The sequence below is a fragment of the Janthinobacterium sp. 78 genome, from assembly GCF_003096775.1.
Taxonomy (GTDB): Bacteria; Pseudomonadota; Gammaproteobacteria; order Burkholderiales; family Burkholderiaceae_D; genus Janthinobacterium; species Janthinobacterium tructae.
Map to the genome: position 1 here is coordinate 1,715,673 of NZ_QENT01000001.1, position 24,693 is coordinate 1,740,365.

The 24,693-nt window shown below is 63.2% G+C and carries 30 protein-coding genes; 17 read left to right on the top strand and 13 right to left on the bottom strand.

Annotated elements, in window-relative coordinates; translation table 11 throughout:
- Window positions 1-11: 11 nt before the first annotated feature.
- Window positions 12-1,634 carry a DUF692 family multinuclear iron-containing protein gene (locus C8C92_RS07565; RefSeq protein ID WP_116743429.1) on the top strand — a complete coding sequence of 541 codons (1,623 nt, stop codon included), beginning with the start codon at window positions 12-14 and terminating at the stop codon, window positions 1,632-1,634.
- Window positions 1,635-1,638: 4 nt separating this feature from the next.
- Here the strand turns inward: C8C92_RS07565 and C8C92_RS07570 are convergent, their stop codons facing one another.
- From C8C92_RS07570 to fumC, 3 genes are all read right to left on the bottom strand, one after another.
- Window positions 1,639-1,923 (bottom strand): hypothetical protein, encoded by a 285-nt coding sequence (locus C8C92_RS07570; RefSeq protein WP_099760337.1) that lies wholly within the window; start codon window positions 1,921-1,923, stop codon window positions 1,639-1,641.
- 125 nt (window positions 1,924-2,048) lie between these two features.
- Window positions 2,049-2,270, bottom strand: coding sequence for an RNA-binding S4 domain-containing protein (locus C8C92_RS07575; protein ID WP_035825476.1), 222 nt, complete (start codon window positions 2,268-2,270; stop codon window positions 2,049-2,051).
- Between the two features lie 96 nt (window positions 2,271-2,366).
- Complete coding sequence (gene fumC, locus C8C92_RS07580; protein ID WP_116743430.1) at window positions 2,367-3,761, bottom strand: class II fumarate hydratase; 1,395 nt, start codon at window positions 3,759-3,761, stop codon at window positions 2,367-2,369.
- 172 nt (window positions 3,762-3,933) lie between these two features.
- Here fumC and C8C92_RS07585 point away from each other — a divergent pair, with 172 nt between their 5' ends.
- A complete protein-coding gene (locus C8C92_RS07585) occupies window positions 3,934-5,058 on the top strand; it encodes a hypothetical protein (RefSeq protein ID WP_116743431.1) in 1,125 nt (374 codons plus the stop codon).
- A 427-nt stretch (window positions 5,059-5,485) separates the two neighbouring features.
- On the opposite strand, the gene C8C92_RS07590 is transcribed toward C8C92_RS07585, so the two are convergent.
- Entirely contained in the window at window positions 5,486-5,737 is a 252-nt protein-coding gene (locus tag C8C92_RS07590; RefSeq protein ID WP_243420140.1) for a flagellar protein FliT, read from the bottom strand.
- Between the two features lie 224 nt (window positions 5,738-5,961).
- The gene (locus C8C92_RS07595; protein WP_116743432.1) at window positions 5,962-6,789 is read right to left on the bottom strand and encodes an HDOD domain-containing protein; all 828 of its coding nucleotides are present in this window, start codon (window positions 6,787-6,789) and stop codon (window positions 5,962-5,964) included.
- Window positions 6,790-6,941: 152 nt separating this feature from the next.
- Between C8C92_RS07595 and C8C92_RS27410 the strand changes: the two genes are divergently transcribed.
- The 4 genes from C8C92_RS27410 (at window position 6,942) to C8C92_RS07610 (ending at window position 8,735) form a co-directional block, all read left to right on the top strand.
- Window positions 6,942-7,085 (top strand): hypothetical protein, encoded by a 144-nt coding sequence (locus C8C92_RS27410; protein WP_165829319.1) that lies wholly within the window; start codon window positions 6,942-6,944, stop codon window positions 7,083-7,085.
- Window positions 7,075-7,677 carry a M13 family metallopeptidase N-terminal domain-containing protein gene (locus C8C92_RS07600; RefSeq protein WP_165829321.1) on the top strand — a complete coding sequence of 201 codons (603 nt, stop codon included), beginning with the start codon at window positions 7,075-7,077 and terminating at the stop codon, window positions 7,675-7,677. The genes C8C92_RS27410 and C8C92_RS07600 overlap by 11 nt, the downstream gene beginning before the upstream one ends.
- Before the next feature lie 67 nt (window positions 7,678-7,744).
- A complete protein-coding gene (locus tag C8C92_RS07605) occupies window positions 7,745-8,395 on the top strand; it encodes a class I SAM-dependent methyltransferase (protein WP_116743434.1) in 651 nt (216 codons plus the stop codon).
- Window positions 8,396-8,549: 154 nt separating this feature from the next.
- Window positions 8,550-8,735, top strand: a complete 186-nt coding sequence (locus C8C92_RS07610) for a CsbD family protein (protein WP_116743435.1) — start codon at window positions 8,550-8,552, stop codon at window positions 8,733-8,735.
- Between the two features lie 77 nt (window positions 8,736-8,812).
- On the opposite strand, the gene C8C92_RS07615 is transcribed toward C8C92_RS07610, so the two are convergent.
- Both C8C92_RS07615 and C8C92_RS07620 read right to left on the bottom strand, forming a co-directional pair.
- A complete protein-coding gene (locus C8C92_RS07615; protein ID WP_116743436.1) occupies window positions 8,813-11,023 on the bottom strand; it encodes a S9 family peptidase in 2,211 nt (736 codons plus the stop codon).
- Window positions 11,024-11,225: 202 nt separating this feature from the next.
- Complete coding sequence (locus tag C8C92_RS07620) at window positions 11,226-12,620, bottom strand: MATE family efflux transporter (RefSeq protein WP_116743437.1); 1,395 nt, start codon at window positions 12,618-12,620, stop codon at window positions 11,226-11,228.
- A gap of 366 nt (window positions 12,621-12,986) precedes the next feature.
- Here C8C92_RS07620 and C8C92_RS07625 point away from each other — a divergent pair, with 366 nt between their 5' ends.
- From C8C92_RS07625 to C8C92_RS07640, 4 genes are all read left to right on the top strand, one after another.
- Window positions 12,987-13,961 (top strand): beta/gamma crystallin-related protein, encoded by a 975-nt coding sequence (locus tag C8C92_RS07625; protein WP_165829323.1) that lies wholly within the window; start codon window positions 12,987-12,989, stop codon window positions 13,959-13,961.
- A gap of 160 nt (window positions 13,962-14,121) precedes the next feature.
- The gene (locus C8C92_RS07630; RefSeq protein WP_116743439.1) at window positions 14,122-14,814 is read left to right on the top strand and encodes a beta/gamma crystallin-related protein; all 693 of its coding nucleotides are present in this window, start codon (window positions 14,122-14,124) and stop codon (window positions 14,812-14,814) included.
- Window positions 14,815-14,945: 131 nt separating this feature from the next.
- A complete protein-coding gene (locus C8C92_RS07635; RefSeq protein ID WP_099760326.1) occupies window positions 14,946-15,866 on the top strand; it encodes a DnaJ C-terminal domain-containing protein in 921 nt (306 codons plus the stop codon).
- A gap of 3 nt (window positions 15,867-15,869) precedes the next feature.
- Entirely contained in the window at window positions 15,870-16,181 is a 312-nt protein-coding gene (locus C8C92_RS07640; RefSeq protein ID WP_099760325.1) for a MerR family transcriptional regulator, read from the top strand.
- Between the two features lie 3 nt (window positions 16,182-16,184).
- Here C8C92_RS07640 and C8C92_RS07645 read toward each other — a convergent pair whose 3' ends face one another.
- Together C8C92_RS07645 and C8C92_RS07650 are read right to left on the bottom strand one after the other, a co-directional pair.
- The gene (locus tag C8C92_RS07645; RefSeq protein WP_099760324.1) at window positions 16,185-16,412 is read right to left on the bottom strand and encodes a hypothetical protein; all 228 of its coding nucleotides are present in this window, start codon (window positions 16,410-16,412) and stop codon (window positions 16,185-16,187) included.
- 132 nt (window positions 16,413-16,544) lie between these two features.
- Window positions 16,545-17,459, bottom strand: coding sequence for a LysR family transcriptional regulator (locus C8C92_RS07650; protein ID WP_116743440.1), 915 nt, complete (start codon window positions 17,457-17,459; stop codon window positions 16,545-16,547).
- 134 nt (window positions 17,460-17,593) lie between these two features.
- On the opposite strand from C8C92_RS07650, the gene C8C92_RS07655 reads away from it, so the two are divergent.
- Both C8C92_RS07655 and C8C92_RS07660 read left to right on the top strand, forming a co-directional pair.
- The gene (locus C8C92_RS07655; protein WP_099760322.1) at window positions 17,594-18,199 is read left to right on the top strand and encodes an FMN-dependent NADH-azoreductase; all 606 of its coding nucleotides are present in this window, start codon (window positions 17,594-17,596) and stop codon (window positions 18,197-18,199) included.
- Window positions 18,200-18,355: 156 nt separating this feature from the next.
- Entirely contained in the window at window positions 18,356-18,847 is a 492-nt protein-coding gene (locus C8C92_RS07660; protein ID WP_165829325.1) for a nuclear transport factor 2 family protein, read from the top strand.
- Between the two features lie 17 nt (window positions 18,848-18,864).
- Here the strand turns inward: C8C92_RS07660 and C8C92_RS27175 are convergent, their stop codons facing one another.
- Window positions 18,865-19,056, bottom strand: coding sequence for a hypothetical protein (locus C8C92_RS27175; RefSeq protein WP_133250711.1), 192 nt, complete (start codon window positions 19,054-19,056; stop codon window positions 18,865-18,867).
- A gap of 140 nt (window positions 19,057-19,196) precedes the next feature.
- Here C8C92_RS27175 and C8C92_RS07665 point away from each other — a divergent pair, with 140 nt between their 5' ends.
- Window positions 19,197-19,451 (top strand): hypothetical protein, encoded by a 255-nt coding sequence (locus tag C8C92_RS07665; protein WP_099760320.1) that lies wholly within the window; start codon window positions 19,197-19,199, stop codon window positions 19,449-19,451.
- Here the strand turns inward: C8C92_RS07665 and C8C92_RS07670 are convergent.
- Window positions 19,433-19,672 carry a TIGR02450 family Trp-rich protein gene (locus tag C8C92_RS07670; RefSeq protein WP_116743441.1) on the bottom strand — a complete coding sequence of 80 codons (240 nt, stop codon included), beginning with the start codon at window positions 19,670-19,672 and terminating at the stop codon, window positions 19,433-19,435. The two genes, C8C92_RS07665 and C8C92_RS07670, sit on opposite strands and share 19 nt — an antisense overlap.
- 71 nt (window positions 19,673-19,743) lie before the next feature.
- Here C8C92_RS07670 and C8C92_RS07675 point away from each other — a divergent pair, with 71 nt between their 5' ends.
- Window positions 19,744-20,607: a cysteine hydrolase gene (locus tag C8C92_RS07675; RefSeq protein ID WP_116743442.1), complete on the top strand. Its 864-nt coding sequence runs from the start codon at window positions 19,744-19,746 to the stop codon at window positions 20,605-20,607.
- A 77-nt stretch (window positions 20,608-20,684) separates the two neighbouring features.
- Window positions 20,685-21,875, top strand: coding sequence for a nicotinate phosphoribosyltransferase (gene pncB / locus C8C92_RS07680; RefSeq protein WP_099760317.1), 1,191 nt, complete (start codon window positions 20,685-20,687; stop codon window positions 21,873-21,875).
- Window positions 21,876-21,917: 42 nt separating this feature from the next.
- Here the strand turns inward: pncB and C8C92_RS07685 are convergent, their stop codons facing one another.
- Entirely contained in the window at window positions 21,918-22,217 is a 300-nt protein-coding gene (locus tag C8C92_RS07685) for an antibiotic biosynthesis monooxygenase family protein (RefSeq protein WP_116743443.1), read from the bottom strand.
- Window positions 22,218-22,283: 66 nt separating this feature from the next.
- Complete coding sequence (locus tag C8C92_RS07690) at window positions 22,284-22,610, bottom strand: hypothetical protein (RefSeq protein ID WP_116743444.1); 327 nt, start codon at window positions 22,608-22,610, stop codon at window positions 22,284-22,286.
- A 171-nt stretch (window positions 22,611-22,781) separates the two neighbouring features.
- On the opposite strand from C8C92_RS07690, the gene C8C92_RS07695 reads away from it, so the two are divergent.
- A complete protein-coding gene (locus C8C92_RS07695) occupies window positions 22,782-23,363 on the top strand; it encodes a DJ-1/PfpI family protein (protein WP_099378854.1) in 582 nt (193 codons plus the stop codon).
- Between the two features lie 64 nt (window positions 23,364-23,427).
- Window positions 23,428-24,660, top strand: coding sequence for a GAF domain-containing protein (locus C8C92_RS07700; protein WP_116743445.1), 1,233 nt, complete (start codon window positions 23,428-23,430; stop codon window positions 24,658-24,660).
- Window positions 24,661-24,693: the final 33 nt, after the last annotated feature.

The following is a 24,693-nucleotide window of genomic DNA, read 5'->3' on the forward strand; positions in this document are numbered from 1 at the left end:
GCCGCTTGCCCATGCCGCAGCCATTGCGGGCGCGTGCCGGCGTGGGCCTGCGCGCCGCGCACTACCGCGATTTTCTGGCGCGCCGGCCCGCCGTGGGCTGGCTGGAAGTACATACCGAAAATTATCTGCAGCCATCTGGCTGGGATAGTCATGTGCTGCAGAGCCTGCGCCAGGATTACCCGATCAGCCTGCATGGCGTGGGCCTGGGCCTGGGTTCCGCGCGCGGCTTTTCCGAGGCCCATTTGCAGCGCGTGCGCGCCGTGGTGGAGCGCATCGAACCGTTTCTTGTGTCGGAACACCTGAGCTGGGGTGCCGTGGCGCAGCAGCAACTCAATGATCTGTTGCCGCTGGCCTTGAATGGCGCGGCCCTCGATTTGCTGTGCGCCAGAGTGGGGAGGGTGCAGGATGTGCTGAAAAGGCCGATCTTGCTGGAGAATGTCTCGACTTACCTGCGTTTTGCCGACGATGCCATGAGCGAGGCGCAATTCCTGGCGGAACTGGCGCGCCGCAGCGGCTGCGGGCTGCTGCTCGATATCAACAACTTGTATGTGAATCAGTGCAACCACGGCGAAGACGCGCTGCTTGCCATGCAAAGCATCGCGCCTGGCAGCGTGGGCGAGCTGCACCTGGGTGGCCATTTGCTGACGCCGCAGGCCGTGATCGACCACCATGGCGCCGCCGTGGCCGAGCCCGTCTGGGACTTGTATGCGGCCGCCTTGTTGCGCTTTGGCGCCGTGCCCACCCTGGTCGAATGGGACACGCATTTGCCGCCGCTCGATATCCTGCTGGGCGAGGCAAGCAAGGCGCAATCGATGCTGGCGCGCCATGCGCCGCAAGCGCCATGGCAGGGCGCGCTGCTGGCGGCGGCGCCACCGCCCGTGTCGCTGGATGCGCTGGTGGCCGGCCAGCAAGCATTTGCCACGGCCTTGCTCGATACTGCGGCAACGTTGCCATCGTTCGCGGGAGCGGCGGTGCCGCAGCGTTTCTCTTTGTATCGCGGCAATCTGAGCGCCGCCTGGCGCCGCACCCTGGGCCAAGCCTATCCCGTCGTGCTGGCGCTTGTGGGCGAGCAATTCTTTGGTGGCCTGGCGCGCGCGTATGGGCGCCAGTATCCGTCAGATAGCGCCGATTTGAACCACTTTGGCGCCCGTTTCGCCGATTTTCTGAGCAGTTTTCCGCCTGCAGCCGAGTTGCCCTATCTGCCCGACATGGCGCGCCTGGAATGGGCCGTGCACCTGGCCCATTACGCGGCCGATGCGCAAACGCTGGCGCCCGAGGCGCTGGCCGCCCTGCCTCCCGATCAACTCGAAGCGCGCCGTTTTAGTTTGCATCCCGCTTGCGCCTTGCTGGCATCGAACTGGCAAGTAGCGGCCCTTTGGCAGGCGCATCAGGAGGGTGAAGGGCAGGGGATGTTTCCGCACGAAATGCAGGTGGCCAGCTGGGCGCTGGTTTGCCGGCCGCGCTGGAAGGCGCAGGTGCTGGTCGTGGATGCGGCCGCGCACGCGGCCTTGCTGGTCTTGCAGCAGGGGCAGACGTTTGGCGCCGCGCTCGATGCGGCGTTCGAGCGGGACCCCGCATTCGACCTGGCCGCCCACCTGCGCCAATGGCTGGCGCATGCGGTGCTGGCGGCGTGACACTTTATTCGAAGGCCCGCAGCAGGCGCGCTTCGCCCGTCTGGTCGCGGTACAGCGTGTTCGCGGCCAGGGTGGCGTCCATCATGCGCGTGACTTGCTCTTCTTCAAAGCGGGCCAGCTCGGCGGTGGCCCCGACGAGGGCCAGTTCCAGCCTGGCGCGCGCGCTCTGGTACAGGCTGCTGGTGTATTTGTCTGTGTTACGCAGCAATTCTTCCGCGTTTTCTATTACCTGGCGCAAGTCGCCGATCAGGCGTTCCTGGCTGCGCGTACCTTGTTCGGGCTGGTCCATGGCGCTCCCCTTCCGCAATCGATATTTATCTGACAATAACGACGTGTCGCAGCTTGACTTGGGCAGCCGGGCTGGCAGGCATGCTGGCTGGACGCATGGGGCTGCTTTCGCGCCCCATGCCGGGATCAGACGGGAGCGACTACCGTGATACGGATATCGCCCACGCTGACGACCTGGCCGGCGCGGATCTTGGCGGTCTTGCGCAATTCCTTCTTGCCATCGACCTTCACCACGCCGCTATCGACCATGACCTTGCCTGCGCCACCGCTGTCGCACAAGCCGACCAGCTTGAGTAGCTGGTTCAGCTCGACGAACTCGGATGTTAAATCAAAGCTTACTTTTTGCATTGTATCCCTTATTGCAATGATGTGTTTTAAACACTTGATGACGGCATCAACTAAGGTCATAGTTTACATGAAGCCAGGGATAATGCAGGCTGAGCCTTAACTTTTGTTGGGCTGCGTCATCTCCAGTGGCACGATCCACGCACTGAATTGCTCTTCCGTCACATAGCCCAGGGCCAGGGCCGCTAGCTTCAGGGTCGTGCCTTCATGCTGGGCCTGCTTGGCGATTTGCGCCGCCTTGTCGTAGCCGATGTGGGGCGCCAGCGCCGTGACCAGCATCAGGGAGCGCTCCATCAGTTCGGCGATGCGTTCGCGGTTCGGCGCGATGCCGTGCGCGCAATGCGCGTCGAAACTGCGCATGCCGTCGCCCAGCAGGCGCGCGCTTTGCAGAAAGTTGTGCGCAATCAAGGGCTTGAAGACGTTCAGCTCGAAATTACCCGAGGCGCCACCCACCGTGATGGCGACGTCGTTGCCGAACACCTGGCAGCACAGCATGGTCAGTGCTTCGCACTGGGTGGGATTGACCTTGCCCGGCATGATGGAACTGCCCGGCTCGTTTTCGGGGATGGTGATTTCACCGAGGCCGGAACGGGGGCCGGACGCCATCCAGCGTACGTCGTTGGCGATTTTCATCAGCGCCGTGGCCAGGGTTTTCAGCGCGCCATGGGCGGCCACCAAGGCATCATGGGCGGCCAGGGCAGCAAACTTGTTGCTGGCCGTCTCGAACGGCTGGCCCGTCAGGCGTGCCAGTTCTAGCGCGATGCGGCCGGCAAATTCCACGTGGGCATTCAAGCCCGTGCCCACGGCCGTGCCGCCGGCGGCCAGTTGCAGCAGCGGCGGCAACGCTGCCGTGATGATGTGCTCGGCAAAGTCCAGCTGCGCCACATAGCCGGAAAATTCCTGGCCCAGGGTCAAGGGCGTGGCATCCTGCAAATGCGTGCGGCCGATCTTGACGATGTCGGCAAACTCGGTGGCCTTCGCGTCGAGCGTGGCGCGCAGTTGGCGCAGCGGCGGCAAGACCGTGTTGGCGACGCTCAGGGCGGCCGCCACATGGATGGCAGTGGGAAAGATGTCGTTCGAGGACTGGCCCAGGTTGACGTCGTCGTTCGGGTGCAGCAGGCGCGCGTCTCCCCGCAAGCCGCCGATCAGTTCGGAACCGCGGTTGGCCAGCACTTCATTCATGTTCATATTGCTTTGGGTGCCAGAGCCCGTTTGCCAGACGGCCAGCGGGAATTCCGCGTCATGCTTGCCGGCCAGCACTTCGTCGGCCGCCTGCGTGATGGCGATGGCCTTCTTGCCATCCAATAGGCCCAGGTCCAGGTTGACGTGGGCGGCCGCGCGCTTGACGGTGGCCAGGGCGGCGATCAGTTCAGGCGGCATCTTTTCCGTGGAGATATGGAAGTGCTCAAGCGAGCGCTGCGTTTGCGCTCCCCAAAGCCGGTCGGCGGGTACGTCGATCGGGCCGAAACTGTCGCGTTCGATTCTGCTACTCATGACATCCCTTTCATCGATGGAGGTGGATCGAGTGTACTCCAGACGTCAAAAAGACACAGGATGATGCTGTATTGCATCATTTTTACCTTGGTCCATCTATATTTTTGCGATTTCCTGCCGTTAAAGACAGACGAGTTCCCCTTATCTATCTTGTTATCAAAGCGATCAGTCCATGCAAAGCAGCATTGTCCCCCGTTGGTCCCTGATCGCGTGCGCCGCCGCCAGCCTGGTCTTGCCGCCCGTGATGGCGGCCGAACTGGGTGAGATGGCGGTGCTGTCGCATGTGGGGCAGCCCTTGCTGGCCGAGATCGAACTGACGGCCCTGACTCCAGAAGAGGCCGGCGGCGTGGCCGTGCGCCTGGCCTCGCCCGATGTGTACCGGGGCGGCGGCATCGGCATGGACCCGGCCTTGCAAACCTTGACGATCAGCCCGCTGGAACGCGGTGGGCGGCAGTATGTGCGCGTGGCTACCCGGCAAGCGATTCAGGCGGGCCATGTACATTTGTATTTGTTATTGGGTAATGGTAGTGGCGCCGTCGTGCGTCTGGGTACGCTGTGGCTGACGCCGGCACAGCCCGTCGCCGCTGCCAGTGCGCCGGTCAGGCCCGCCATTCCGGCGCCCTTGCCTGTGCCGCTGCCGCGCGTTGCGCCCGGCGCGCCGCCGCCCGATGCCGCCGCGCTGGCAGCCCGCGCGCGCGCCGAGGGACTGGTGCGTCCGGCGCGCGTGTTCGTGCCGCCGCCTGCCGTGCCTGCCGTGCCTGCGCCGACTGCTCCCGCGCTGCGTCCGCCGCCGCCGCTGCGCCGCGCCAGGGCGCCCGTCGCCGCTTGCGCGCCCCAGGTGGATGCTGGGCAGGCGCAAGCGTGCGTGGCGCTGGATGAGAAAAATGCGGCCCTGAATGACAAGCTCGGTGAATTGGAAGGCAAGATCGGCGCCTTGCAAAAGGCGCTGGCTCAGCCCGTCACCGCCGCCGCTGCGCCGGCTGCCGTGCCGGCCGAGGCGCAGCCGCCGCATGCCAGGCCCAAGCCTCTGCACGCGGCGCCAGCCGCTGACAAGGAAAAGAAAACGGGCGGCAACGGCTTGCTGTGGCTCGGTATCGGCACCCTGGCCTTCCTGCTGTTGACGGCGCTTATCGTGTATGTCGTGCGCAAGCGCAGGCAAGCGGCGGGGCCGGGCGCGCCTTCGAAGTACTGGGTCCTGCTGCGCAAGCCGTTCGGCCGCAAGAAAGAGGTGCCGGTACTGACGGAGGCGGCGGAGGGGGACGTGGCCGAAGCGGAAGCGGAGCCGTTTTCGCGTTAGTGCTGCTGCAAGGCCGCGCTAAAAATTTGATATAAAAAAAGATATTCAAAAAAGACAGAAAGTGCCTGTGTATGGTGTTGCCTATTTTTCAAAGATGGTGATATGATTAACTCAGTGGACTTGCTCTACGACAAAACAGCCCCAGCCTGTCGCAGTCACCAACGATAGTGTGGCGCGGCAAACAGGTGTAGCGTTGCATAAACGCCTGGGACTGGAAGCGGTTTGCGATGCCGACGATGTGCTCGCGAACGCCGGATGCAACCGGCAGCGAGGCGACGCCAGGAGATACCTGGGGTTCGCCTTCCAAATTTCCCCTCCTTGCTTTTTGAGTGCCGCAGATGGCGCGCTCCCTGGCACGGCGGCAGACGTAAAAAAAGCACCCTCGGGTGCTTTTATCGTTTCTGGCATGGCAAGCTTGCATATTGAATTACATGCGAGCGTGCGATCCTGGCATGGAATTCGACAGCTGCGTCATCCACGGTTCCGTGATGGCGCGGATTTCGCGGTCATTCGCCAGGATTTGCTTGAGCAAGTCGATCTTGCGCAGGCGCGAGGCGCCGGCCTGGGCAGGCATGCTGCCCGTCAAGGTCGCGCTGGCGGCGCTGGCGCACTGGTTTTCCAGGGTATCGAGGCCATCCCAGTCGCTCGAACGTGCGGCCACGACCATTTTGTTGGTCATTCCTGCAATATTTTCATACATCGAGAGAACGTCGTTGGAGGTCATGAGCACACCCGTAACTAGTGAATGGATTACCGCTTGTCCAGATTAGCGGCAGGTTCAGCGGGAACTTTAGGGTGTTTTTGAAAAAAAAGTAAAAATAATGTGCATGGTTTTGGCTGGCCGCCGGAATCGCCCGCAAAACCCGCATGGATCCTGGGGGGACGATTCCGGCCGCGATCTGTTTATTTGACGAGTTCTTCCAGTCCCGCGCTCAGTTCGGCAGGCGGTGGCATCCTGTCCACCAGCACGGACGGCGGCAAACCGAGCGCTTCAGCCACTTCATTCGGGTAGCAGGCGATGATTTCTTCCGTGCTCAACGCATTTTCCTCGACGCGCGCGCGCCAGGAGGCCAGGTGCACGATGGCGGCCAGGCGGTTCAAGGGCGCCTTGGCCAACGGATCGGGAAAGGCGGCGATGGCATCGGCAAAGGTGGCAGGGAACTTCCAGCGGCGCGTCAGTTCGGCGCCCACTTGCGCATAGTCATAGCCCAGCGACACGCGTTCCGCACCGAGCCGGCGCGCATCGAGCGGCGGCGCGATCTTGTCGAGCTGCATGGCTTGCTCGGGCATGGCGGCATGGATCACCAGTTGTCCGATCGCATGCATCATGCCGACGGTGAACGCCAGGTCCTGGTTGTCGCCCGTCTGTCTGGCGATCCAGCGGGCCGACACGGCGCTGTGCAGGCTGTAGCGCCAGAACTGCGGCAGATTCAGGCCGGGCACGGTCTTGTAGCCGCTGACCAGGCCCGAGCTGATGACGAGGGTGCGCACGGTCACAAAACCGAGCATCAGCACGGCGTCTTCCACCGTGCCGACGCTGCGCGAGACGTGGTAATAGGCCGAGTTGGCCAGCCGCAGCAGCTTGGCGCTCAGCACCGGGTCCGCTCCCAGCTGGCGCGCGATGTCTTCGGTGGCAATGGCGGGGTTGTCGAAACTGCGCACCAGTTCATTGACGATCTTCGGGGCGACAGGCAGGGCGTGGGGTTGCTGGAACAGCGCTTCCAGTTGCATGGCAATCTCCTTTGGCGTACACGCGGCACGGGGTCGTTCAACTATAAGCTGATTTTTTGTCCGCATGCAAGAAAGTTTGGAGGCGGTTTTCTGACCCCAAAAAGGCAGGATTTCAGGCTATGATTTTGCTTGTTTTCAGTGAAAGGATCGCCATGCACGGTTTGCGTTTCCCCTGGTCCCGCACGCCAGTCCAGGCTGCCATCGTCCTCGCCCTGGCCGGCGCCTCGCTGGCCGGTTTACCGGCCCAGGCCCGCCGGCGCCACTGCCGCTGTCCCCGTCAAAGTCTTGCCTGGTGACGACTTCTATGACTACGTGAATGGCGACTGGCTGCGCGGCACGCAGATTCCCGCCGACCGCAGCAGCCGGGGCTCGTTCGCCATCCTCGCCAACGCGACCAACGAGCGCATCATCGGCCTCGTCGACGGCCTGGCGGCTGCGCCGCAGGCGGAGGCATCCGCGCGCCAGGTTAGCGATTTTTACCGTTCCTGGATGGATGAAGCGGCTATCGAAGCGAAAGGCTGGGCGCCGATCAAGCCACTATTGAGCAAGATCAATGGCATACGCGACCAGGCGGGCCTGGCCCGCGCGCTGGGCGAGAGCTTGCGCACGGGCTACCAGGCGCATATCGCCGCCACGCTCCGGCAGGCCGGCTACAGCGATGCGGCGGGCCGCGCCGCGCGCGTGTTTGCGCTGGAGCAGCAGATTGCCGCCAGTCACGCCAGCCGCGAAGATTCGGCCGATGTTGCCAAGGGCAATAACGCGTGGCGCGCGGCGACGCTCGGCTGCGCCGCCACCGTGCGCAACCTCGACGCCTGGTATCGGGCTTTCGACGTCCAGCCGGGGCAGCAGCTGTACCTGGCGCCGCAACAGCGTGTGCGCGTCTGGTAGCCATGAGCGCTGCCGGACGGGGAGCCGGCCGGCAGCGTAAAATGCGCCCATCGATGACAGGAGCGCCATGAAACCGACCCCGCAGCAAGATCCGCAAGACCCCATCCATGCCATCACGGGGCGCACGCTGGCTCATTACGATGCCAGCGCCGAGCAGTTTTTCGAAGGCACGCGCGAGCACGATGTCAGCCAGAACATCGCCGCGCTGCTGGGGGCCATCGGCAAGCCGGCGCCGTTGGCGATCCTCGACCTCGGTTGCGGCCCGGGCCGCGACCTGAAGGCGTTCACGGCCATGGGCCACCACGCCACGGGCGTCGATGGCTGCCCCCGCTTCGTCGAGATGGCGCGCGCCTACAGCGGCTGCACCGTGTGGCAGCAGGATTTCGTCGACCTCGACCTGCCCGCCGCGCACTTCGACGGCGTGTTCGCGAATGCCGTGCTGTTCCACGTGCCCAGCGCCGCCTTGCCCGGCGTGCTGCGCGCCCTGTATGCCTGCCTGAAGCCCGGAGGAGTACTGTTCAGCTCGAATCCGCGCGGGCAGAACCAGGAAGGCTGGAATGGTGCGCGCTACGGCAGCTACCACGACGAAGCGACGTGGGCCGCGTTCGTGCAGGCCGCCGGTTTTACCCTGGTCGAGCAGTACTACCGTCCGCCCGGCTTGCCGCGCGAACAGCAGCCGTGGCTGGCCACCGTCTGGCGCAAGGATTTGACGGCCTGATCGATGATATTGGTACTGTGTTAGGAACCGTACAGAGCCTTTGATCTCCACTGCGTACTATGGACACATCGACACGCAACAAGCAGCGTGTGAGCCGCAGTACCGGCCTTCGCGGGCTGGACAACAGATGTACCAACTACAGTGAGGATTTATCATGAACAAAGATCAAGTCGAAGGTAAACTGAAGGAAGTCGGCGGTAAAATCCAGGAAGCCGCTGGCAAAGTCGTCGGCAGCGAAGAACAGCAAGCCAAAGGCCTGGCAAACCAGGTCGAAGGCAAAGTGCAGAAGAAGGTTGGCGATGTGAAAGACGCAGTGGAAACCATCACGCGCAAGCCATAATTCTGGCAGCACGAATGTAAAAAAACCGCCGCCTGTCGCAAGACAGGCGGCGGTTTTTTATTGGATGCAGCGCAAGCTTACTGTGCTGGCTTCATCAGGTTTTGCTTGAAGAACATCTCGATTTTCTTGTACACGTGGCGCTGGCCTGCGCGCGACGAGATGCCGTGCTTGGCGCCCGGATACGTCATCAGGTCGAATTGCACGCCGCGGTTCACCAGCGCGTCGATCAGGCGCGTGCTGTTGCTGAACAAGACGTTGTCGTCGGCCATGCCGTGCACCAGCAGCAGCGGCGACTTCAAGCCGTCGAGGTGGGCGAACACCGTGCTGGCCTTGTAGCCATCCACGTTTTCCTTCGGCATGCCGAGGAATTGTTCCGTGTAGTGGGTGTCGTACAGCGACCAGTCGGTCACGGGCGCCACCGAGACGCCCATGGCGATCTTGTCGGATGCTGCGGACAGCAGACGCAGGGTCATGAAGCCGCCGTAGCTCCAGCCGAATACGCCGATGCGTTTCGCGTCGACGAAGCTTTGCTTGCCCAGCCAGTCGATGCCGACCAGTTGATCGGCCACTTCGGCGGCACCGAGGTTGTGATAGATGGCGTCCGTGAAGGCGCGCTCGCGGCGCGAGGAACCCCGGTTATCGAGGCGGAAGACGACAAAGCCCTGCTGCGCCATGTACTGGTCGAAGTTGTTGCCCCAGCGGCGCGCCACGTGCTGCGAATGCGGGCCGCCATACGTCGACAGGTAGACGGGATAGCGTTTGGTCGCGTCGAAGTTCGACGGCTTGACGATCGAATAGTGCAAGGTCTGGCCATCGTTGGCTTTCAGGGTGCCATATTCCGTCGGCAGGTGGTCGGCCTTGTACTTGAAATACGGGTGGCTGGCGTTGAGCGCGTTTTCTTCCAGCCAGCCCACCATGGCGCCGTCCGGGCGGCGGATGCTCACCTGCGGCGGCGTGGCCGGGTCGGAATACGTGTCGACGAACACTTCGCCATTGCGCGAGAACGTCGTGTCGTGCCAGCCATCGGCTTTCGTCACGCGCTGCGGCTTGTCGGCCGTGCTGCCATCGAGGGCCAGGGCGTAGGTCTGCTTGTCGATCACGGCGTCGCGGTTCGACGCGACGAAGACCTTGCCGCTTTTCTGGTTCACGGCCAGCACGCTGTCGATGCCCCATGCGCCCGACGTGACAGGGTGCAGCAGCTTGCCGCTCATGTCGTATAAATACAGATGGTTGCGGCCCGTGCGCTCGGACGACCAGAGGAAGGTGCCGTTCGACAGGAAGCGCAGGTCGTCATGGATGCTGACCCAGGTTGTCGACGTTTCCGTCAGCAGGGTGCGCTGCGCCAGGGTGGCTGCATCGACAGCCACCAGATCGAGGGTCTTCTGGTCGCGCGACTGGCGCTGGTATACCAGCGACTTGCTGTCCGCACTCCAGTCGGCACGCACCAGGTAGATATCCGGGTTGGTGCCCAGGTCCACCTGGCGCTGCGCGCCCGTTTCCGGCGAGACGATCAGCAGCTGCACCAGCACGTTCGGGTCGCCGGCGGCAGGGTAGCGCTGTTCGACGACGTCGGTGCGGTCGGCGAAGATTTCGAAGCGGCGCACGACGGGCACCGGTGCTTCGTCATAGCGTTTGTAGGCGATGGCGGAATCGTCGGGGGCCCAGTAGTAGCCGGTGCGCTGGCCCATTTCTTCCTGCGCCACGAATTCGGCTTCGCCGTTGCGGATCGTACCTTTGCCATCGGTGGTGAGCTGGCGTTCCTGGCCCGACTTCAGGTCGATGACATAAATATTCTGGTCGCGCACGAACGAGACGTAGCGGCCTTTCGGCGAAATTTTCGGGTCCAGCACATTGCCCTTGGCGACCAGGCGTGCCTTGTCCGGGTGGGCCGCATCGACCAGGTACAGATTGCCGGCCAGCGGCACCAGCAGCTGCTTGCCATCGGGCGACCAGCTGTAGCTGAGAATGCCGTTCAGGCTGGCCGTGCGCTCGCGTTCGCGGCGCGCCTGCTCTTCGGGCGAAATCGTTTCATTCGGCACCAGCGCCTTCGAGTCGACCAGGCGGTGCGTGCTCTTGTCCTTCAGCTTGAATTCCCACAGGTCGAGCTGGAACTGGTTGTCGGCGCGGCCGCGCAGGAACGTGACGCGCTCGCCGTCGGGCGAGACCTTCAGGTTGCGCACGCCGGGGCCGGCCAGCGCCGGATCGGCATGGATGCGTTCCAGGGTCAGCTTTTCAGCCGATGCGGGAACGCTGGCCATCGCGGCCAGAAAACAAAGAATAAAACGCATGGATGTCTCGGTGATGGTAAAGGGATGATCAAGCAGATGCTTGACGGCAAACGATACCAGAGCACGGCGTTTAATGCGATAGGGTCAGCCACGGAATAATCCGGCAATTGCCTTCTTTACTTTGGCGCAAAGTGTGGGACGGTGACGCTTTGTATGGCGAAGCAGGAAGGACGGCACGCATAAATTGCGCGCCGCCCTGTGTTCAATGCGCCGTGCGCAGGCGCTGCAGCGACAGCCGGTTCAGATACCAGGTCAGCAGCACGGCGGCCACCGTCAGGCCCGTGACGAGGCCGATCCAGAAGCCGGCGGCGGCCATCGGTTCGGCCGGCGACCAGATGAAGCCTTGCGGCGCGAGGCCCAGCACATAGCCGATCGGCAGCGAGAAACCCCAGAACGCCAGCAGCTGGATCAGCATCGGCTGGCGCGTCACCTTGTAGCCGCGAATCGCGCAGGACGTCGCCACTTGCGTGGCGTCGGACAGCTGGAACAGGGCGGCGAACAGCAGCAGCTGCGCGCACAGCGCCTGCACCTGCGGGTCGGACGTATAGGCTTGCGCGATCTGGTGGCGGAACACGGTGATGAGAGTGGCCGAGACGATGGCCGCCGTGAGCGACATGGCCACGCCCACCCACGAAATGAAGCGCGCGCGGCGCAGATTGGCTTCGCCCACGGCATGGCCCACGCGCGTCACCAGCGCGATGCCGAACGTGAGCGGCACCATGAAGACGACGGACGAGAAATTGAGCGCGATCTGGTGCGCCGACACCTGGATCACGCCGAAGCGCGCCACCAGCAGGCTGATGACGCCAAAGGCGCTCACTTCGGCAAAGTAGGTCACGCCGATGGGCAGGCCCAGGCGCAGCATGGGGCCGATGGACGATGGCTGCGGCCATTCCCAGTGCGTGAAGGGATACGTGGCGTGGTAGGCGGGCGCGATCCTGATCCAGGCCAGCATGGCCAGCAGCATCATCCACACGCAGCAGGTGGTGGCCACGGCGCAGCCCACGCCGCCCATCTTCGGCATGCCCCAGTGGCCGTAGATCAGCAGGTAGTTGACGAGAATGTTGAGCGCCAGCGCGGCCAGCGCGATGACCATCACGGGCTTGGTCTGGTTGATGCTGGTGCTGTAGCCGTACAGCGCGCGGTAGGCGGCGAACGGCGGCAGCGCGCAGCTGATGATGTGCACGAACAGCTTGGCCTTGGCCGCCACGGCAGGTTCGAGCATCAGGTGGTCGAACACCAGCGCCGCCATGTTCGTCAGCAGGCAGGCCACCAGGCCGACGAACAGCGCCTTCCACAGCGACTGGCGCACGATGTGCGGCACCTGGTCGTGGCGCGCGGCGCCGATTTCATGCGCCACCAGGGTATTGATCGCCATCATGATGCCGCTCACGGTGACCAGCACGATGGACCAGATGGCCGCGCCCAGCGACACGGCCGCCAGTTCCTCGGGATTCGTATGCCCCGTCATCGCCACGTCGGCAGCGCCCATGCCGACGGTGGCCAGCTGGCCGATCAGGATAGGCCAGGCCAGCTTCCATAATGAAGATACTTCGGTGCGGACGGCGGGCAGGGTGAACGAGGTCGTGTGTGGCATGGGTGGCAAGCTTGACTAAACATGAGATTCTACCGGCATTCGCCGTGCTTGTCCGACGCGGCGCCCCTGGCGCCCGGGCGTACGTTGATCGCTGTGCTTTGATACCAGGCAAATGGCAAGCACAGGCCTCGCGCGACCTGTGATTGCTTTTAGTAACAATTTATTGTGCTTTTCCCATACTTTGTTACACCGTTTTTTCTACGGATGGCTACACTGACAGCAGTTGTCATGTCGATCACTTGCCTTTGCCCTGACCGACTTTGAAAAGCGTCGATGGCCTTCCGCGCGAGCTGGCACTTGTTACAATGGCATCCTGCCCTTTTGGCCAGGCAAATCATCACCAAAGAATGAAGAATGGAGTTAATCATGACGGGCCCTTTCAAACACACGCTGGCATGCGCGGCGACCTTGCTGCTTTCGCTGGGGGCGCATGCAAGCGCCCATGCGGGCGATATCACCTTGTTCGAAGACGACAATTTCCGCGGCCGCGCAGTGAACCTGCGCGAGACGACGGACGATTTGTCGCACATGGGTTTCAATGACAAGGCGTCGAGCATCATGGTACGTTCGGGTACGTGGGATGTGTGCACGGACTCCGGTTTTCGCGGCAATTGCCGTACCCTGGGGCCGGGCGAATACCGCTCGATGCCGGGCATGAACGACGCCATCACGTCGGTGCGCGAATCGGGCCGCGGCGATGGCTACAATCCGGGCCGCCCGGGACGTGATCCAGACCGTGGCAATGGCGGCTATGGCCGTGGCGGCACGCTGGAAGTGTATTCGGGCGCGGGACAGAATGGCGGCTCGGCGCGCCTGAACCGCGATACGGACGATTTCGTCGGCATCGGTTTCAATGACCGCACCACCAGCATCGTCATCCACAACGGCTACTGGCAGCTGTGCAGCGATTCGAACTACCAGGGCACCTGCCGCATCTTCGGCCCCGGCCGCCACGATGACCTGGGGCGTGGCCTCGATGGGCGCGTGTCGTCGGCGCGCATGGTCGACGAGCGCGAAGCGCGTCGCCAACAGCAGTACGATCAACAGTACCAGCGGCCGCAATACGAGCAGCAGCAGCCGCAGTACCAGCAGCGCGGCGCCGTCCTGCTGTTCCCCGAAGCGGGGATGCGCGGCGAACCGCTGGCGCTGGACCGCAATGCGGAAGACCTGGTACGCCACAACTTCAATGACCGCGCCTCGTCCATCGTCGTCAACGAGGGCCAGTGGGAAGTGTGCAGCGATTCGAACTTCCGTGGCCGCTGCGAAGTGATCGGGCCGGGCGAATACGGTCGCCTGAACAACATGGAAAACCAGATTTCCTCGCTGCGCCGCGTGCGCTGATTTTCTCCAGCACACATGCTGACAGGCCGCCTGCCGGGTTGATCCCGCCGGGCGATTTTTACATTCGCTGCCAAGCGCTGACATTTGCTTGCCCTTTGTTACACTCGCCGCCTGCCGCCTGGACTACACTGGCGAAAATGTAATCAGTATTGGAGTTGTCATGGTTCGATCTTTCCGGCCCGCGCTGCTGTGCGCGGCCACCTTCCTCGCCCCCCTTGTCGCATCCGCGGGCGAAATCACCTTGTTCGAGGACGCCGGTTTCCGCGGTCGCCCCGTCACACTGCGTTCCGACGCGGGCGATTTGTCGCGCATGGGCTTTAACGACAAGACGTCCAGCGTCATCGTGCGCTCGGGCACCTGGGAAGTGTGCAAGGATGCCAACTACCGGGGCAACTGCCGTACCTTCGGGCCGGGGCGCTACGACAGCATGCCGGGCATGAACGACGCCATTTCCTCCGTGCGCGAAGCGGGACGCCCGGGCCATGGCGGCGGCGACCACCGCCCCGATCACCGTCCCTATCCGCCGCGTCCTCCGCGTCCGGAGCCGGAGCGTCCTCATCCCGGTTATCCAGGCCATGGCGGCGGACACCGTCCCGACATGAATGGCGCCGTGCTGATGTTTCCTGACGCCGGCATGCGCGGCCGGCCCGTGCGCCTGGACCGAGAAGTGCGCGACTTGAGCCGCTATGGCTTCAACGACCGCGCCGAATCGATCGTCGTCAATTACGGCCGCTGGGAGTTCTGCGTCGATGCCAACTTCCGTGGTCGCTGCGTGGTGATGGGGCCAGGCAGCTATGGCCGCCTGCACGGTGGCCTCGACCGCCGCATTTCCTCGCTGCGCCGCGTGCGCTAGGCGTTTCGGCCTTCCCTTCCAGCGCCCGCGTGCCTCATGTTTCGCGGGCGCTGTTGTATTGTGCGCACGCTATGTCACAGTCAATTCGTGTACTCTTCCCATAGGCAGTTCAACCATGGGGAGCAAGCACGGTGGAATACAAGGACTACTACAAGGAACTTGGCGTCGAAAAGACGGCGACCGAGGCCGAGATCAAGAAGGCGTACCGCAAGCTGGTACGCAAATACCACCCCGACGTGAGCAAGGAACCGGATGCGGACAAGCGCACCAAGGCCCTGAATGAGGCCTACGGCGTGCTGGGCGACGCGGAAAAGCGCGCCGCCTACGATGAACTGGGCCGCAACCAGGGTGCGCAGGGCCAGCCCTTCCGGCCGCCGCCGGACTGGGGTTCGGGTTACGAATCGTCGGGCGCCGACGACAGCGACTTCTTTGCCGACCTGTTTGCCCACGTGGGCGGGCGCCGCCGCGCCGGCGGCAGTTTCCAGATGCAGGGCGAAGACAGCCACGCCGCCATCACCATCGATTTGCACGACAGCTACCATGGCGCCAAGCGCCACATCGTCATGCGCGTGCCCGAAGCGGACGCGCAAGGCCATGTGGTGACGCGCGAGCGCACGCTCGAAGTGACGATACCGAAAGGCGTCACGGAGGGCCAGCAGCTGCGCATGAAGGGGCAGGGCAATCCCGGCAGCGGCGGCGCGCCCGCTGGCGACCTGTATCTGGAAATCCGCTTTCAGCCCGATGCGCGCTACAAGGTGGAAGGGCGCGACGTGTTCGAGACGGTGCCCGTGACGCCATGGGAAGCGGCGTTGGGCGGCGAAATTGCCGTGCCCACGCCATCGGGCACGGTGGCCGTCACGGTGCCGCCCAATTCGCAGACGGGGCGCAAGCTGCGCCTGAAGGGGCGCGGTATTCCCGCCGCCCAGCCGGGCGACCTGTATCTGCTGCTGGAAGTGGTGCTGCCGCCGGCGAACGATGACAAGGCGCGCGAATTGTATGCAACCATGGCGCGCGAGATGGCTTTCAATCCGCGCCAGAAGCTGGGAGGGTAAATCATGACAAACAAGGTAATTGGCGAACTGCTCGAAGATCGTGCCCTGAGCCTGGAGGAACTGGCGCGCGCCTGCGCCGTGGAGCCGGACTGGGTGGTGCGGCATGTGCAGACGGGCGTGCTGCTGCAAAATGGCCCGCCGGAGGGGCAACTGACGGCCTGGCGCTTTACCAGCCTGGATCTGGTGCGCGCGCGCCGCTTGCACGAAATCGAATCCGTGTTCGATGCGAACGCCGAACTGGCCGCGCTGGTGGTCGATCTGTCGGAAGAAGTGGCGCGCTTGCGCCGCCGCCTGCACGTGCTGGGCGTCGAGTAGCCCTCAGGCCGGCTCGCCGTGCCGCTGCACGGTGATCCTGCCGATATAAAACTGCCCGTCGATGACCACCCGGTGCGGGATGCCGGCCACGTCGAAGCCGGGGCCGCCGTCTTCCATCCATTCCAGCGCCACGCTGTCGAACTGTTGCGGCGTCATGCGCAGCATCTGCGCCGTGATGACGAAGCGCGCGCCAGGTTTCTGTTTGTTGACGAAGTCGTCGATACCGGCCATGGTGAATCTCTTCAAGGTTGTGTCTGAAATCGGGGGCAACCCGTCCCAATGGGACGGGTTGCGATCCCGCAGGGTCTGACCCCAGCAGTTGTTTGGGGCTTGCCCACGCATGATACCTGCCCGCGCGTGCATCTAAAAGACTTGTTCCAGCAGCGGCAGCTGCTCCGCAAAGCGCTCGGTGAGCCACTTGCCCGCCTGCCCGGGCGGCGTGTCGGCGCGCTGGATCAAATAAATCGGATAATTCTCGCCCTTGTCGACGGCCAGCGGCAGGTGCACCAGCCGTCCCTGCGTCAAATCTTCGCGCACCATCGCTTCTGGCATGTTGCCCCAGCCCAGACCCGCGCGCAGCAAGGCGTGCTTGGAACCGAGGTCGCCCAGGCGCCAGTTGCGCAATCCCAGCACGCCGAAATCCTGGCCCTGCGTCAGGTCGCTGCGGTCGCTGAGCACCAGCTGCACGTGTTCACGCGCCACGTTGGAGGCGATCGGGCCTTCCAGCTGCGCCAGGGCGTGACTGGGCGCGGCCACGGGAATCAGGCGCACGTGACCGACGGCCAGGCGCTCGAAGACGCTGGCCGTGGCCGTCATCCAGCCACCGAGGCCGATGTGGCAGCTGCCATCCATCACCAGCTGCGCCACGGCGCCCATGGCTTCGATGCGCAGGCGCAGGGCGACGGTGGGGAACTGCGCCTGGAAGGCTTCAAGAACGCGCACCAGCACGCAGGTGGGGAACATCACGTCGACCACCACCGACACTTCCGCCTCCAGCCCGCCGGCCAGCGCCTTGGCGCGCGCGCGCATGCCATCGACTTTCAGGGCCACGGCGCGCGCATCGGCCAGCAGGGCCTTGCCCGCGTCCGTCAGGGTGGGCTTGCGCTTGCCGCGGTCGAGCAGCACCACATTCAGTTGTTCTTCCAGGTTGGCGATGGTGTAGCTGATCACCGATTGCGTGCGGTGCAACTGGCGCGCCGCATGGGCGAAGCCGCCCGCGTCGATGACGGCGACAAACACGCGCAACTGGTCGAGCGAAGGCTGGCCCGGTTCTCTCATGGAAACTCCCTATCTAAAAATTCGATGCTAACCATTGATATTTATACGGTTTCATCGATGGTAGACCCGAACTATGCTGTGTGCAAGGGCTGCGACGTGGCCCATCCCCTCATCCATTTCCACAGGAGCAATTCATGAGCAAGGTCTTGTACATCAATAGCAGCGTGCGCAACAGCGGTTCCCTGTCGCGCCAATTGTCCGGCGAATTCGTGGCGAAACTGGCCGCGCAAGGCGCCAGCGTGGTCGAACGCGACCTGGCCGCGCAGCCCGTGCCGCACCTGACGGAGGAGGTGATGGGCGCCTTCTTCACCCCGGCAGAGCAGCGCAGCGCGCAAGCGGTCGCCGCCGTGCAGCTGTCCGATACCCTGGTCGACGAATTGCTGGCCGCCGACGTGCTGGTGCTGGCCGCGCCCATGTACAACTTTTCCGTGCCTTCGACCCTGAAGGCGTGGATCGACCACGTGGCGCGCGCGGGCCGTACTTTCCAGTACACGGCGACGGGGCCCGTCGGCCTGGCCACGGGCAAGAAAGCGCTTATTTTCACGGCCAGCGGCGGCGTCTACAGCGCAGGCCCGGGCGCCGCGTATGACTACCTGAGCACCTATCTGCGCACGGCGCTGGGCTTCATCGGCATCACCGACATCGAGTTCGTGCAGGCCGAAGGCGTGGCCATGGGCGAGGAAGCCGTCGCCAGCGCGATCGCCAAGGGCCGCGCCTCGATCGAAGCCCTGGCCGCCTGAATCAGGCCTTCAGAGGGGTTGCCAATCTACCATGGTTGACATAAGCTTGCCGGCGGCACGCCCCGTGCCAGCCCGGCGAGCGGTTCGCCATGAAAGTCCCTCATGCACAAGTTGGCAAGCGCAGTACTATTCGGATGTTCCCTGCTGGCGGCAGGCATGGCGCCAGCGCACACTGCGCCAGCGGCGCCAGCCCACGTGGGCCGCCACGCCTCCACGCCCGAAGATATGCGCGCCATCGAAAAAGTCGTCGCCGACTTCCAGGCGGCCCTGATCGCCAAGGATGTCAAGCTGCTGTCGTCGCTGATGCTGCACACAAACATCCTGTTCGCCTCGCCGGCAGACGACGGTTTCATCAAGAAAATGCGCGACACGACGGACGTCCACTTCGACGGCGTCGCGGTGGCCGGCTATGTCGGTTTCGCCAACTTCATCCAGCGCGAACCGCAGCGCACGGAAGAAAAATTCTACAACGTCAAGATCACCCAGGACCGCCATGTGGCGTGGGTCAACTTCGACTATGAATTCTTCGTCGGCGACACATTGTCCAACTATGGCGTGGAAGCGTGGCAAATGGTCAAGCGCGATGGCGAATGGAAAATCCTCAGCGTCGTCTGGTCCATGCATGCCGCCGCCGAGGCAGGAAAATAGGTGCCAGCCACGCCGCGTCAGTCGCGCGGTAGTGCGCGGATTTCCAGCGTGCTACCCGCGTTCAGTACAGTGTTGCCCTGCAATAATTTTTTCGCATCGTCTATACTTTCGGCTTGCACAAGTAGATAGCCCGACAAGTGTGCCTGCACCGGCCTGGCCGTTGCAAGCAAATGCTTGTGTGTCGTCATGCATGCAGATGATGTCGTCATTCATCCTTTTCTCCTGTGCCGCGTGATAAAAAGAGAGCCGAATTGAGTATCCTGAGCAATCGCGAGCGCATGGTTTTACCCTCACCGCGTCAGTCCGTAGAGACAAGCTGTCCGGCCATGTCATTTTTGGAGCGCACATCGTGCCGATAAAGTATGTTGATTTTTATGAAGTGAATTACACGGCAGAGCGCTTGCGGGGCTGCAAACTATGGGGCGCGTACGTCGCCATCTATGCCCCCTCGTCCAACCCCATGCACCGGGTGAATCTGCTGCGCAAGCGCCGGGTGTCGGCCGACCACCCGTTTACCACGGAAGCGGACGCCATGGCGGAAGCGGGCGAGGTGGCCGTCAAGCTGGTCGAGCGGCGCCGGCGCCGCTATGTCTTCCATCCCTGATGCCATTGCGCCGCGTCCTGCAGCGCGCGCCATGGCAGGAGCTGCACGCGGCCGGAATGCACGGCCTCCAGTTCCACGTGCGTGACGGGCTCATCGGGCGTGGCGGCTGCGCATAGCTTGATAACGAGGAAGTGTTTTTCCTTGTTGGCTGGCGTGACGGCCGTCCATTTGCTGTTGAGTAATTTGTTCGGACGCAAGTTGTTGCGCTTGAGAAGGTTCATGGCGGCTCCCGGATTGGCGTGATGGTGATGTTGCCATTATCATGCAATACCCGCCACGCACGAGGAATGCCATGAAACGCCAGCTGCACCTGCTCGTCATCGATCCGCAAAACGATTTTTGCGATTTACCTCCCTCTTGGCTGCCGCAGGATGCGGCGCCGGCCCTGCCCGTGCCCGGCGCCCACGCCGACATGCTGCGCGTGGCGCAGCTGATCCGTGAAGGGGGCGGCGGGCTGACGCAGATCAGCGTGACCCTCGACGCCCACCACCGCTACGACATCGCCCATCCCGCCTTCTGGCGCACGGGCGATGGCGGCCCCGTTGCGCCATTTACGCAGATCAGCGCGCAGCAGGTGCGCGACCGCCTGTTTCTGCCCGCCGCCAGCGGCGCCTTGCCGCGTGTGCTGGCCTACCTCGATGCCTTGCAGCAAGCGGGGCGCTATCAATTGATGGTGTGGCCCGTGCATTGCGAGATCGGCAGCTGGGGCCAGAATATCCACGCGGCCGTGCGCGCCGCCTACAACGCCTGGGAAGTGGATCGGCTGCAAGTGGTCGCCAAGCTGAGCAAGGGTTCCAATCCGTGGACCGAGCACTACTCGGCAGTCATGGCGGAAGTGCCCGATCCTCAGGATGTGGCCACCCAGCTGAACCGCGCCTTCCTCGATACCCTGCTGCCGGCGCAGCAGATGTATGTCACGGGCGAGGCGGGCAGCCACTGCGTGAAAGCCAGCACGGAACATATCGCCGACTATCTGCAAGCGCAGCAAGGCAAGCCGGCCCTGGCGCGCCTGGTGCTGCTGACGGACTGCATGAGCCCCGTCACGGGTTTCGCAGCGCAGCAGCGCGACTTCCTGGCCGCCATGCACGAGCGCGGCGCGCGGCTGGCCACGTCCGCCGAGGTCTTGCCCGAGTTGCTGGCCAATGCGCTGGCCTGAGCCATTGTTGAGCGTGCCCTGCTGAAATGCTTGCGGTGGCGTACTATTCTGGCTTCAGGAAGTTGGAGAAAACACACATGACCCCGATAGTGCGCAGTTTGCTGGAAACCGATCTGTATAAATTTACAATGTGGCAAGCATTGCTGCACGGTCATCCGAATACCCATACCGAATACGAATTTGTCTGCCGCAACGCCACCGCCTTTCCCCTGGCCGAGCTGAAGGGCGAGCTGGAAGAACAGCTCGACCACCTGTGCTCGATGTCGTTTGCCGACGACGAGCTGGCCTATTTGCGTACCCTGCGCTTCATGAAGAGCGATTTCGTCGACTTTTTGACGGTGTTCCGCTTCCAGCGCAAGTTCATCGACGTCAGCACGGACGGTGACACCCTGCTGGTGCACGCGGCCGGGCCGCAGGTGCACGTGATGGGTTTCGAGATTTTCGTGCTGTACATCATCAATGAACTGTATTTCCGCCGCTTCGACCACGATGCGGCCATGCGCGAAGGGCGCCACCGCCTGGGCTTGAAAGTGGCGGCCGTCAAGGAATTCGGCAAGCTGCCGCGGCGTAAGCACCCGTTTGAATTTTCCGACTTCGGCGTACGCCGGCGCTTTTCCGGCGCCTGGCACGACGAAGTGGTGCAACGGCTGGCGCATGAGGTACCCGAATATTTCAAGGGCACGTCGAATGTGTACCTGGCGAAAAAGCTCGGTATCGTGCCGATCGGCACCATGGCGCATGAATACATGCAGTCATTCCAGTCCTTCGGCGTGCGCTTGCGCGACTTTCAAAAGGCGGCCCTGGAAGACTGGGTGCAGGAATACCGCGGCGACCTGGGCATCGCCCTGACCGACGTGGTGGGCATGGATGCCTTTTTGGCCGACTTTGACCTGTATTTCGCCAAGCTGTTCGACGGCTTGCGCCACGATTCGGGCGACCCCGTCGAATGGGGAGAGAAGGCGCTGGCGCATTACGCGGCCCTGCGCATCGACGCCAATACCAAGCGCCTGGTGTTTTCCGACGGCCTGGACCTGGACAAGGCCTTCGCCCTGTACCGGCATTTCGCCGACCGCATCATGACGGGTTTCGGCATCGGCACCAATCTGACCAACGACGTGGGTTTGACGCCGCTCAACATCGTCATGAAACTGGTGCGCTGCAATGGCCAGTCGGTGGCGAAATTGTCGGATTCGCCGGGCAAGACCTTGTGCAAGGATGAAACCTTCCTCGCGTATTTGCGCCAGGTGTTTCACCATCCGGCAGTATAGGATGCCGGCGCGGGCGTTAACAGCCAGCGCCGCCCGTCCGTATCAGAAACCCGTGACCACCGTGTTCATGTGCTCGACCTGGGGCGGGGCGGCAAAGAATTCGCCCACCAGGCCGCGCCAGGCCTGGAAGTCGTCGCTGCCGCGGAAATGCACGGTGTGGTCTTCCAGGGTGCTCCAGCCGACCACCAGGCGGTAGGCATCGCCATTTTCGATAGAGTGCTCCAGGCGCATCGATTCGCAGCCGCGCGCGCGCTGGAACAGGGGCACGGCTTTGGCGACGGCCGCTTCGAAGGCGTCATGCGTGGCTGATTTGATCTGGATGTGGGCAATTTCATAAATCATGGCAAGTTCCACTGTGGAATGAAGGAAGCTCGATCTTGCCATAGTTTGTCCGCGCAGGGGAGGGTGTCAGCCCGCCAGCGCGTGTTTGCCGGCACCGGTGTCTGCACGCCTGGCCGTGCGCTGTTCGATATCGCAGCCGTTGCAGGCCTGCACGATGGCGTGCGCCCGTTCGCGCTCTTGTGGCGTGCCGATGGCCACGACGAGGCGGAACATGCCGCGCCACGCGGCCTTGCCCTGTATGGGCACGGCTTCGTCGTCGACTGTGTCGAGCTGCACGGCGTGCGCGGCGAAGCCAGAGTCGAGCAGGGCGCTGCGGGCCTGCTGCGCATCGCTGAAATGGTCGAAGATACGGACCAGGGCGGGTGAAAGTAGGGGGCTGGTGGCGGTGTGCATGGCCAGGCTTTCAGGGAGGGGTATCCGAGTTTGACCTGCGAGCCTGCAAGAAATTCTGTCTCAGCCTGTAAAATCCTCGATCAAGGCGCGAAAATTTGATAAATATCCAGTATGGTCGCCAAGTCGCGCTAAGATACGCCTTGCGCGATCAATCTTTCATAGGAGAACTAAATGGCAGCGAAGAAAATTCTGTTTTTGACCGGCGATTTTGCAGAAGATTATGAAACGATGGTGCCATTCCAGGCCCTGCTGATGCTCGGTCATACCGTGCATGCCGTTTGTCCCGGCAAGAAAAGCGGCGAGACGATCAAGACGGCCATCCACGATTTCGAGGGCGACCAGACCTACACGGAAAAGCCGGGCCATTTGTTCACCCTGAACGCCAGCTTCGACGAGATCGATCCGGCCGACTATGACGCGGTGATGATCGCCGGCGGCCGCGCGCCTGAATACCTGCGCCTGAACGAGAAAGTCATCGCCGCCGTACGCCATTTTGCCGAAGCGGGCAAGCCGGTCGCCGCCGTGTGCCACGGCGCGCAATTGCTGGCCGCCGCCGATGTCATCCGTGGCAAGCGCATTTCCGCCTATCCTGCCTGCGCGCCGGAAGTGAAATTGGCGGGCGGCACGTATGCCGACATCGCCGTCACGGACGCCGTCACCGATGGCCAGTTCGTCACGGCCCCCGCCTGGCCCGCGCATCCGGCCTGGCTGGCGCAGTTCGTCAAGCTGCTCGGCACCGAGATCCGTTTGTAACCTTTGTTTGTCCGGCAGGCCGCAGCGCTTGCCGGGCGCCCCACTTTTCAGATTCGAGTTCTTCATGCATGCGCCGCGCAGTCAACCTTCCCGCAAACAACTTCCAGCGTCGCGCTGGCGCCAGCGCCGCCTGGCGCAAGCCGCATCGGGCCTGAGCGCCGCGCAGGAACGTCAACTGGCGACCCTGCATGAGATTTCCACCCTGCTGGCGGGACAGCACGCCATCGATGCGCTATGCCGTGGCTTCCTGCACCACGTGATGCAGTTCGCGCAAGCCGAAGGCGGTACCGTGCGCATCCTCGATCCGCAGAACGATACGGTGCACATCATCGTGCATGAGGGCATTTCGGACGCCATGGTGGAAGAGGAACATTGCATCCGCAATAACGATTGCCTGTGCGGCGCTGCCGTGGCGCAGGGCGTGATCCAGATCCGCGATTTCCGCCAGGTCGATGCGCTGCAGCGCTTCCGCTGCCAGGACGAAGGTTTTATCGCCATCGCCGTCTTTCCCATCCTCGCGCGCGACCAGGTGGTGGGCAGTTTTTCGCTGCACTTCGCGGGCCCGCAAGCGGTGCATGCGCAGCAGCAGGGCTGGCTGGAAACGCTGGGCCAGAGTCTGGGCATTGCCATTGAGAACCAGCGCCTGATCGCGCGCGAGAAGGAATTTGCCGTCGCGCGCGAACGCAGCCTGCTGGCCGAAGGCTTGCATGACAGCATTGCGCAAAGCCTCAATTTCATCAGCCTGCAAGTCCAGATGCTCGACGATTCCGTGCGCCGGGGCCAGCTCGACGAAGCGGCCGAAGTGCTGCCGCTGATGCGCATGGGCGTCGAACAAAGCTACCAGGATGTGCGCGAATTGCTGGTCAATTTCCGCACGCGCTGGCATGGCAGCGACCTGGAAAGCAAACTGTCCGAAGTGCTGGCCAAGTTCGAGCTGCAGACGGGCGTCGCCGGCACCCTGGACATGAGCGGCAATGGCGCGCCGCTGGCGCCGGAGCAGCAGTTGCAGATCCTGTTCATCGTGCAGGAAGCACTGTCGAATATCCGCAAGCACGCGCAGGCGAGCAACGTGGCCCTGCGCGTGGTCAACGGGCGCGATTTTGCGCTGCAGGTGCGCGACGATGGCGAAGGCTTCGCCGCCAACCTGCGCGACAAGAAAACGGAATTGCAGATCGGCTTGCGTATCATGCAGGAACGGGCCGAGCGGCTCGGTGCGCAATTTGCCATCGACAGCACGCCCGGCGGCGGCACGACGATCTCGCTGGCCTTGCCGGCAGCCCGGCGCCAGGCCGCGTAACAGAAGATTCATTCTTACCAGGTAAAAGATACA

Bases quoted from the DNA above. Each gene is read 5' to 3' on its own strand.
- C8C92_RS07565 (WP_116743429.1), top strand. From the start codon at position 12: ATGCCGCAGCCATTGCGGGCGCGTGCCGGCGTGGGCCTGCGCGCCGCG.
- C8C92_RS27410 (WP_165829319.1), top strand. From the start codon at position 6,942: ATGCACGGTTTGCGTTTCCCCTGGTCCCGCACGCCAGTCCAGGCTGCC.
- C8C92_RS27175 (WP_133250711.1), bottom strand. From the start codon at position 19,056: ATGACGACATCATCTGCATGCATGACGACACACAAGCATTTGCTTGCA.
- C8C92_RS07690 (WP_116743444.1), bottom strand. From the start codon at position 22,610: ATGCACACCGCCACCAGCCCCCTACTTTCACCCGCCCTGGTCCGTATC.
- C8C92_RS07640 (WP_099760325.1), top strand. From the start codon at position 15,870: ATGACAAACAAGGTAATTGGCGAACTGCTCGAAGATCGTGCCCTGAGC.
- pncB (WP_099760317.1), top strand. From the start codon at position 20,685: ATGACCCCGATAGTGCGCAGTTTGCTGGAAACCGATCTGTATAAATTT.
- C8C92_RS07605 (WP_116743434.1), top strand. From the start codon at position 7,745: ATGAAACCGACCCCGCAGCAAGATCCGCAAGACCCCATCCATGCCATC.
- C8C92_RS07700 (WP_116743445.1), top strand. From the start codon at position 23,428: ATGCATGCGCCGCGCAGTCAACCTTCCCGCAAACAACTTCCAGCGTCG.
- C8C92_RS07620 (WP_116743437.1), bottom strand. From the start codon at position 12,620: ATGCCACACACGACCTCGTTCACCCTGCCCGCCGTCCGCACCGAAGTA.
- C8C92_RS07675 (WP_116743442.1), top strand. From the start codon at position 19,744: ATGAAACGCCAGCTGCACCTGCTCGTCATCGATCCGCAAAACGATTTT.
- C8C92_RS07645 (WP_099760324.1), bottom strand. From the start codon at position 16,412: ATGGCCGGTATCGACGACTTCGTCAACAAACAGAAACCTGGCGCGCGC.
- C8C92_RS07590 (WP_243420140.1), bottom strand. From the start codon at position 5,737: ATGACCAACAAAATGGTCGTGGCCGCACGTTCGAGCGACTGGGATGGC.
- C8C92_RS07695 (WP_099378854.1), top strand. From the start codon at position 22,782: ATGGCAGCGAAGAAAATTCTGTTTTTGACCGGCGATTTTGCAGAAGAT.
- fumC (WP_116743430.1), bottom strand. From the start codon at position 3,761: ATGAGTAGCAGAATCGAACGCGACAGTTTCGGCCCGATCGACGTACCC.
- C8C92_RS07685 (WP_116743443.1), bottom strand. From the start codon at position 22,217: ATGATTTATGAAATTGCCCACATCCAGATCAAATCAGCCACGCATGAC.
- C8C92_RS07615 (WP_116743436.1), bottom strand. From the start codon at position 11,023: ATGCGTTTTATTCTTTGTTTTCTGGCCGCGATGGCCAGCGTTCCCGCA.
- C8C92_RS07625 (WP_165829323.1), top strand. From the start codon at position 12,987: ATGACGGGCCCTTTCAAACACACGCTGGCATGCGCGGCGACCTTGCTG.
- C8C92_RS07610 (WP_116743435.1), top strand. From the start codon at position 8,550: ATGAACAAAGATCAAGTCGAAGGTAAACTGAAGGAAGTCGGCGGTAAA.
- C8C92_RS07655 (WP_099760322.1), top strand. From the start codon at position 17,594: ATGAGCAAGGTCTTGTACATCAATAGCAGCGTGCGCAACAGCGGTTCC.
- C8C92_RS07660 (WP_165829325.1), top strand. From the start codon at position 18,356: ATGGCGCCAGCGCACACTGCGCCAGCGGCGCCAGCCCACGTGGGCCGC.
- C8C92_RS07575 (WP_035825476.1), bottom strand. From the start codon at position 2,270: ATGCAAAAAGTAAGCTTTGATTTAACATCCGAGTTCGTCGAGCTGAAC.
- C8C92_RS07595 (WP_116743432.1), bottom strand. From the start codon at position 6,789: ATGCAACTGGAAGCGCTGTTCCAGCAACCCCACGCCCTGCCTGTCGCC.
- C8C92_RS07670 (WP_116743441.1), bottom strand. From the start codon at position 19,672: ATGAACCTTCTCAAGCGCAACAACTTGCGTCCGAACAAATTACTCAAC.
- C8C92_RS07650 (WP_116743440.1), bottom strand. From the start codon at position 17,459: ATGAGAGAACCGGGCCAGCCTTCGCTCGACCAGTTGCGCGTGTTTGTC.
- C8C92_RS07570 (WP_099760337.1), bottom strand. From the start codon at position 1,923: ATGGACCAGCCCGAACAAGGTACGCGCAGCCAGGAACGCCTGATCGGC.
- C8C92_RS07585 (WP_116743431.1), top strand. From the start codon at position 3,934: ATGCAAAGCAGCATTGTCCCCCGTTGGTCCCTGATCGCGTGCGCCGCC.
- C8C92_RS07630 (WP_116743439.1), top strand. From the start codon at position 14,122: ATGGTTCGATCTTTCCGGCCCGCGCTGCTGTGCGCGGCCACCTTCCTC.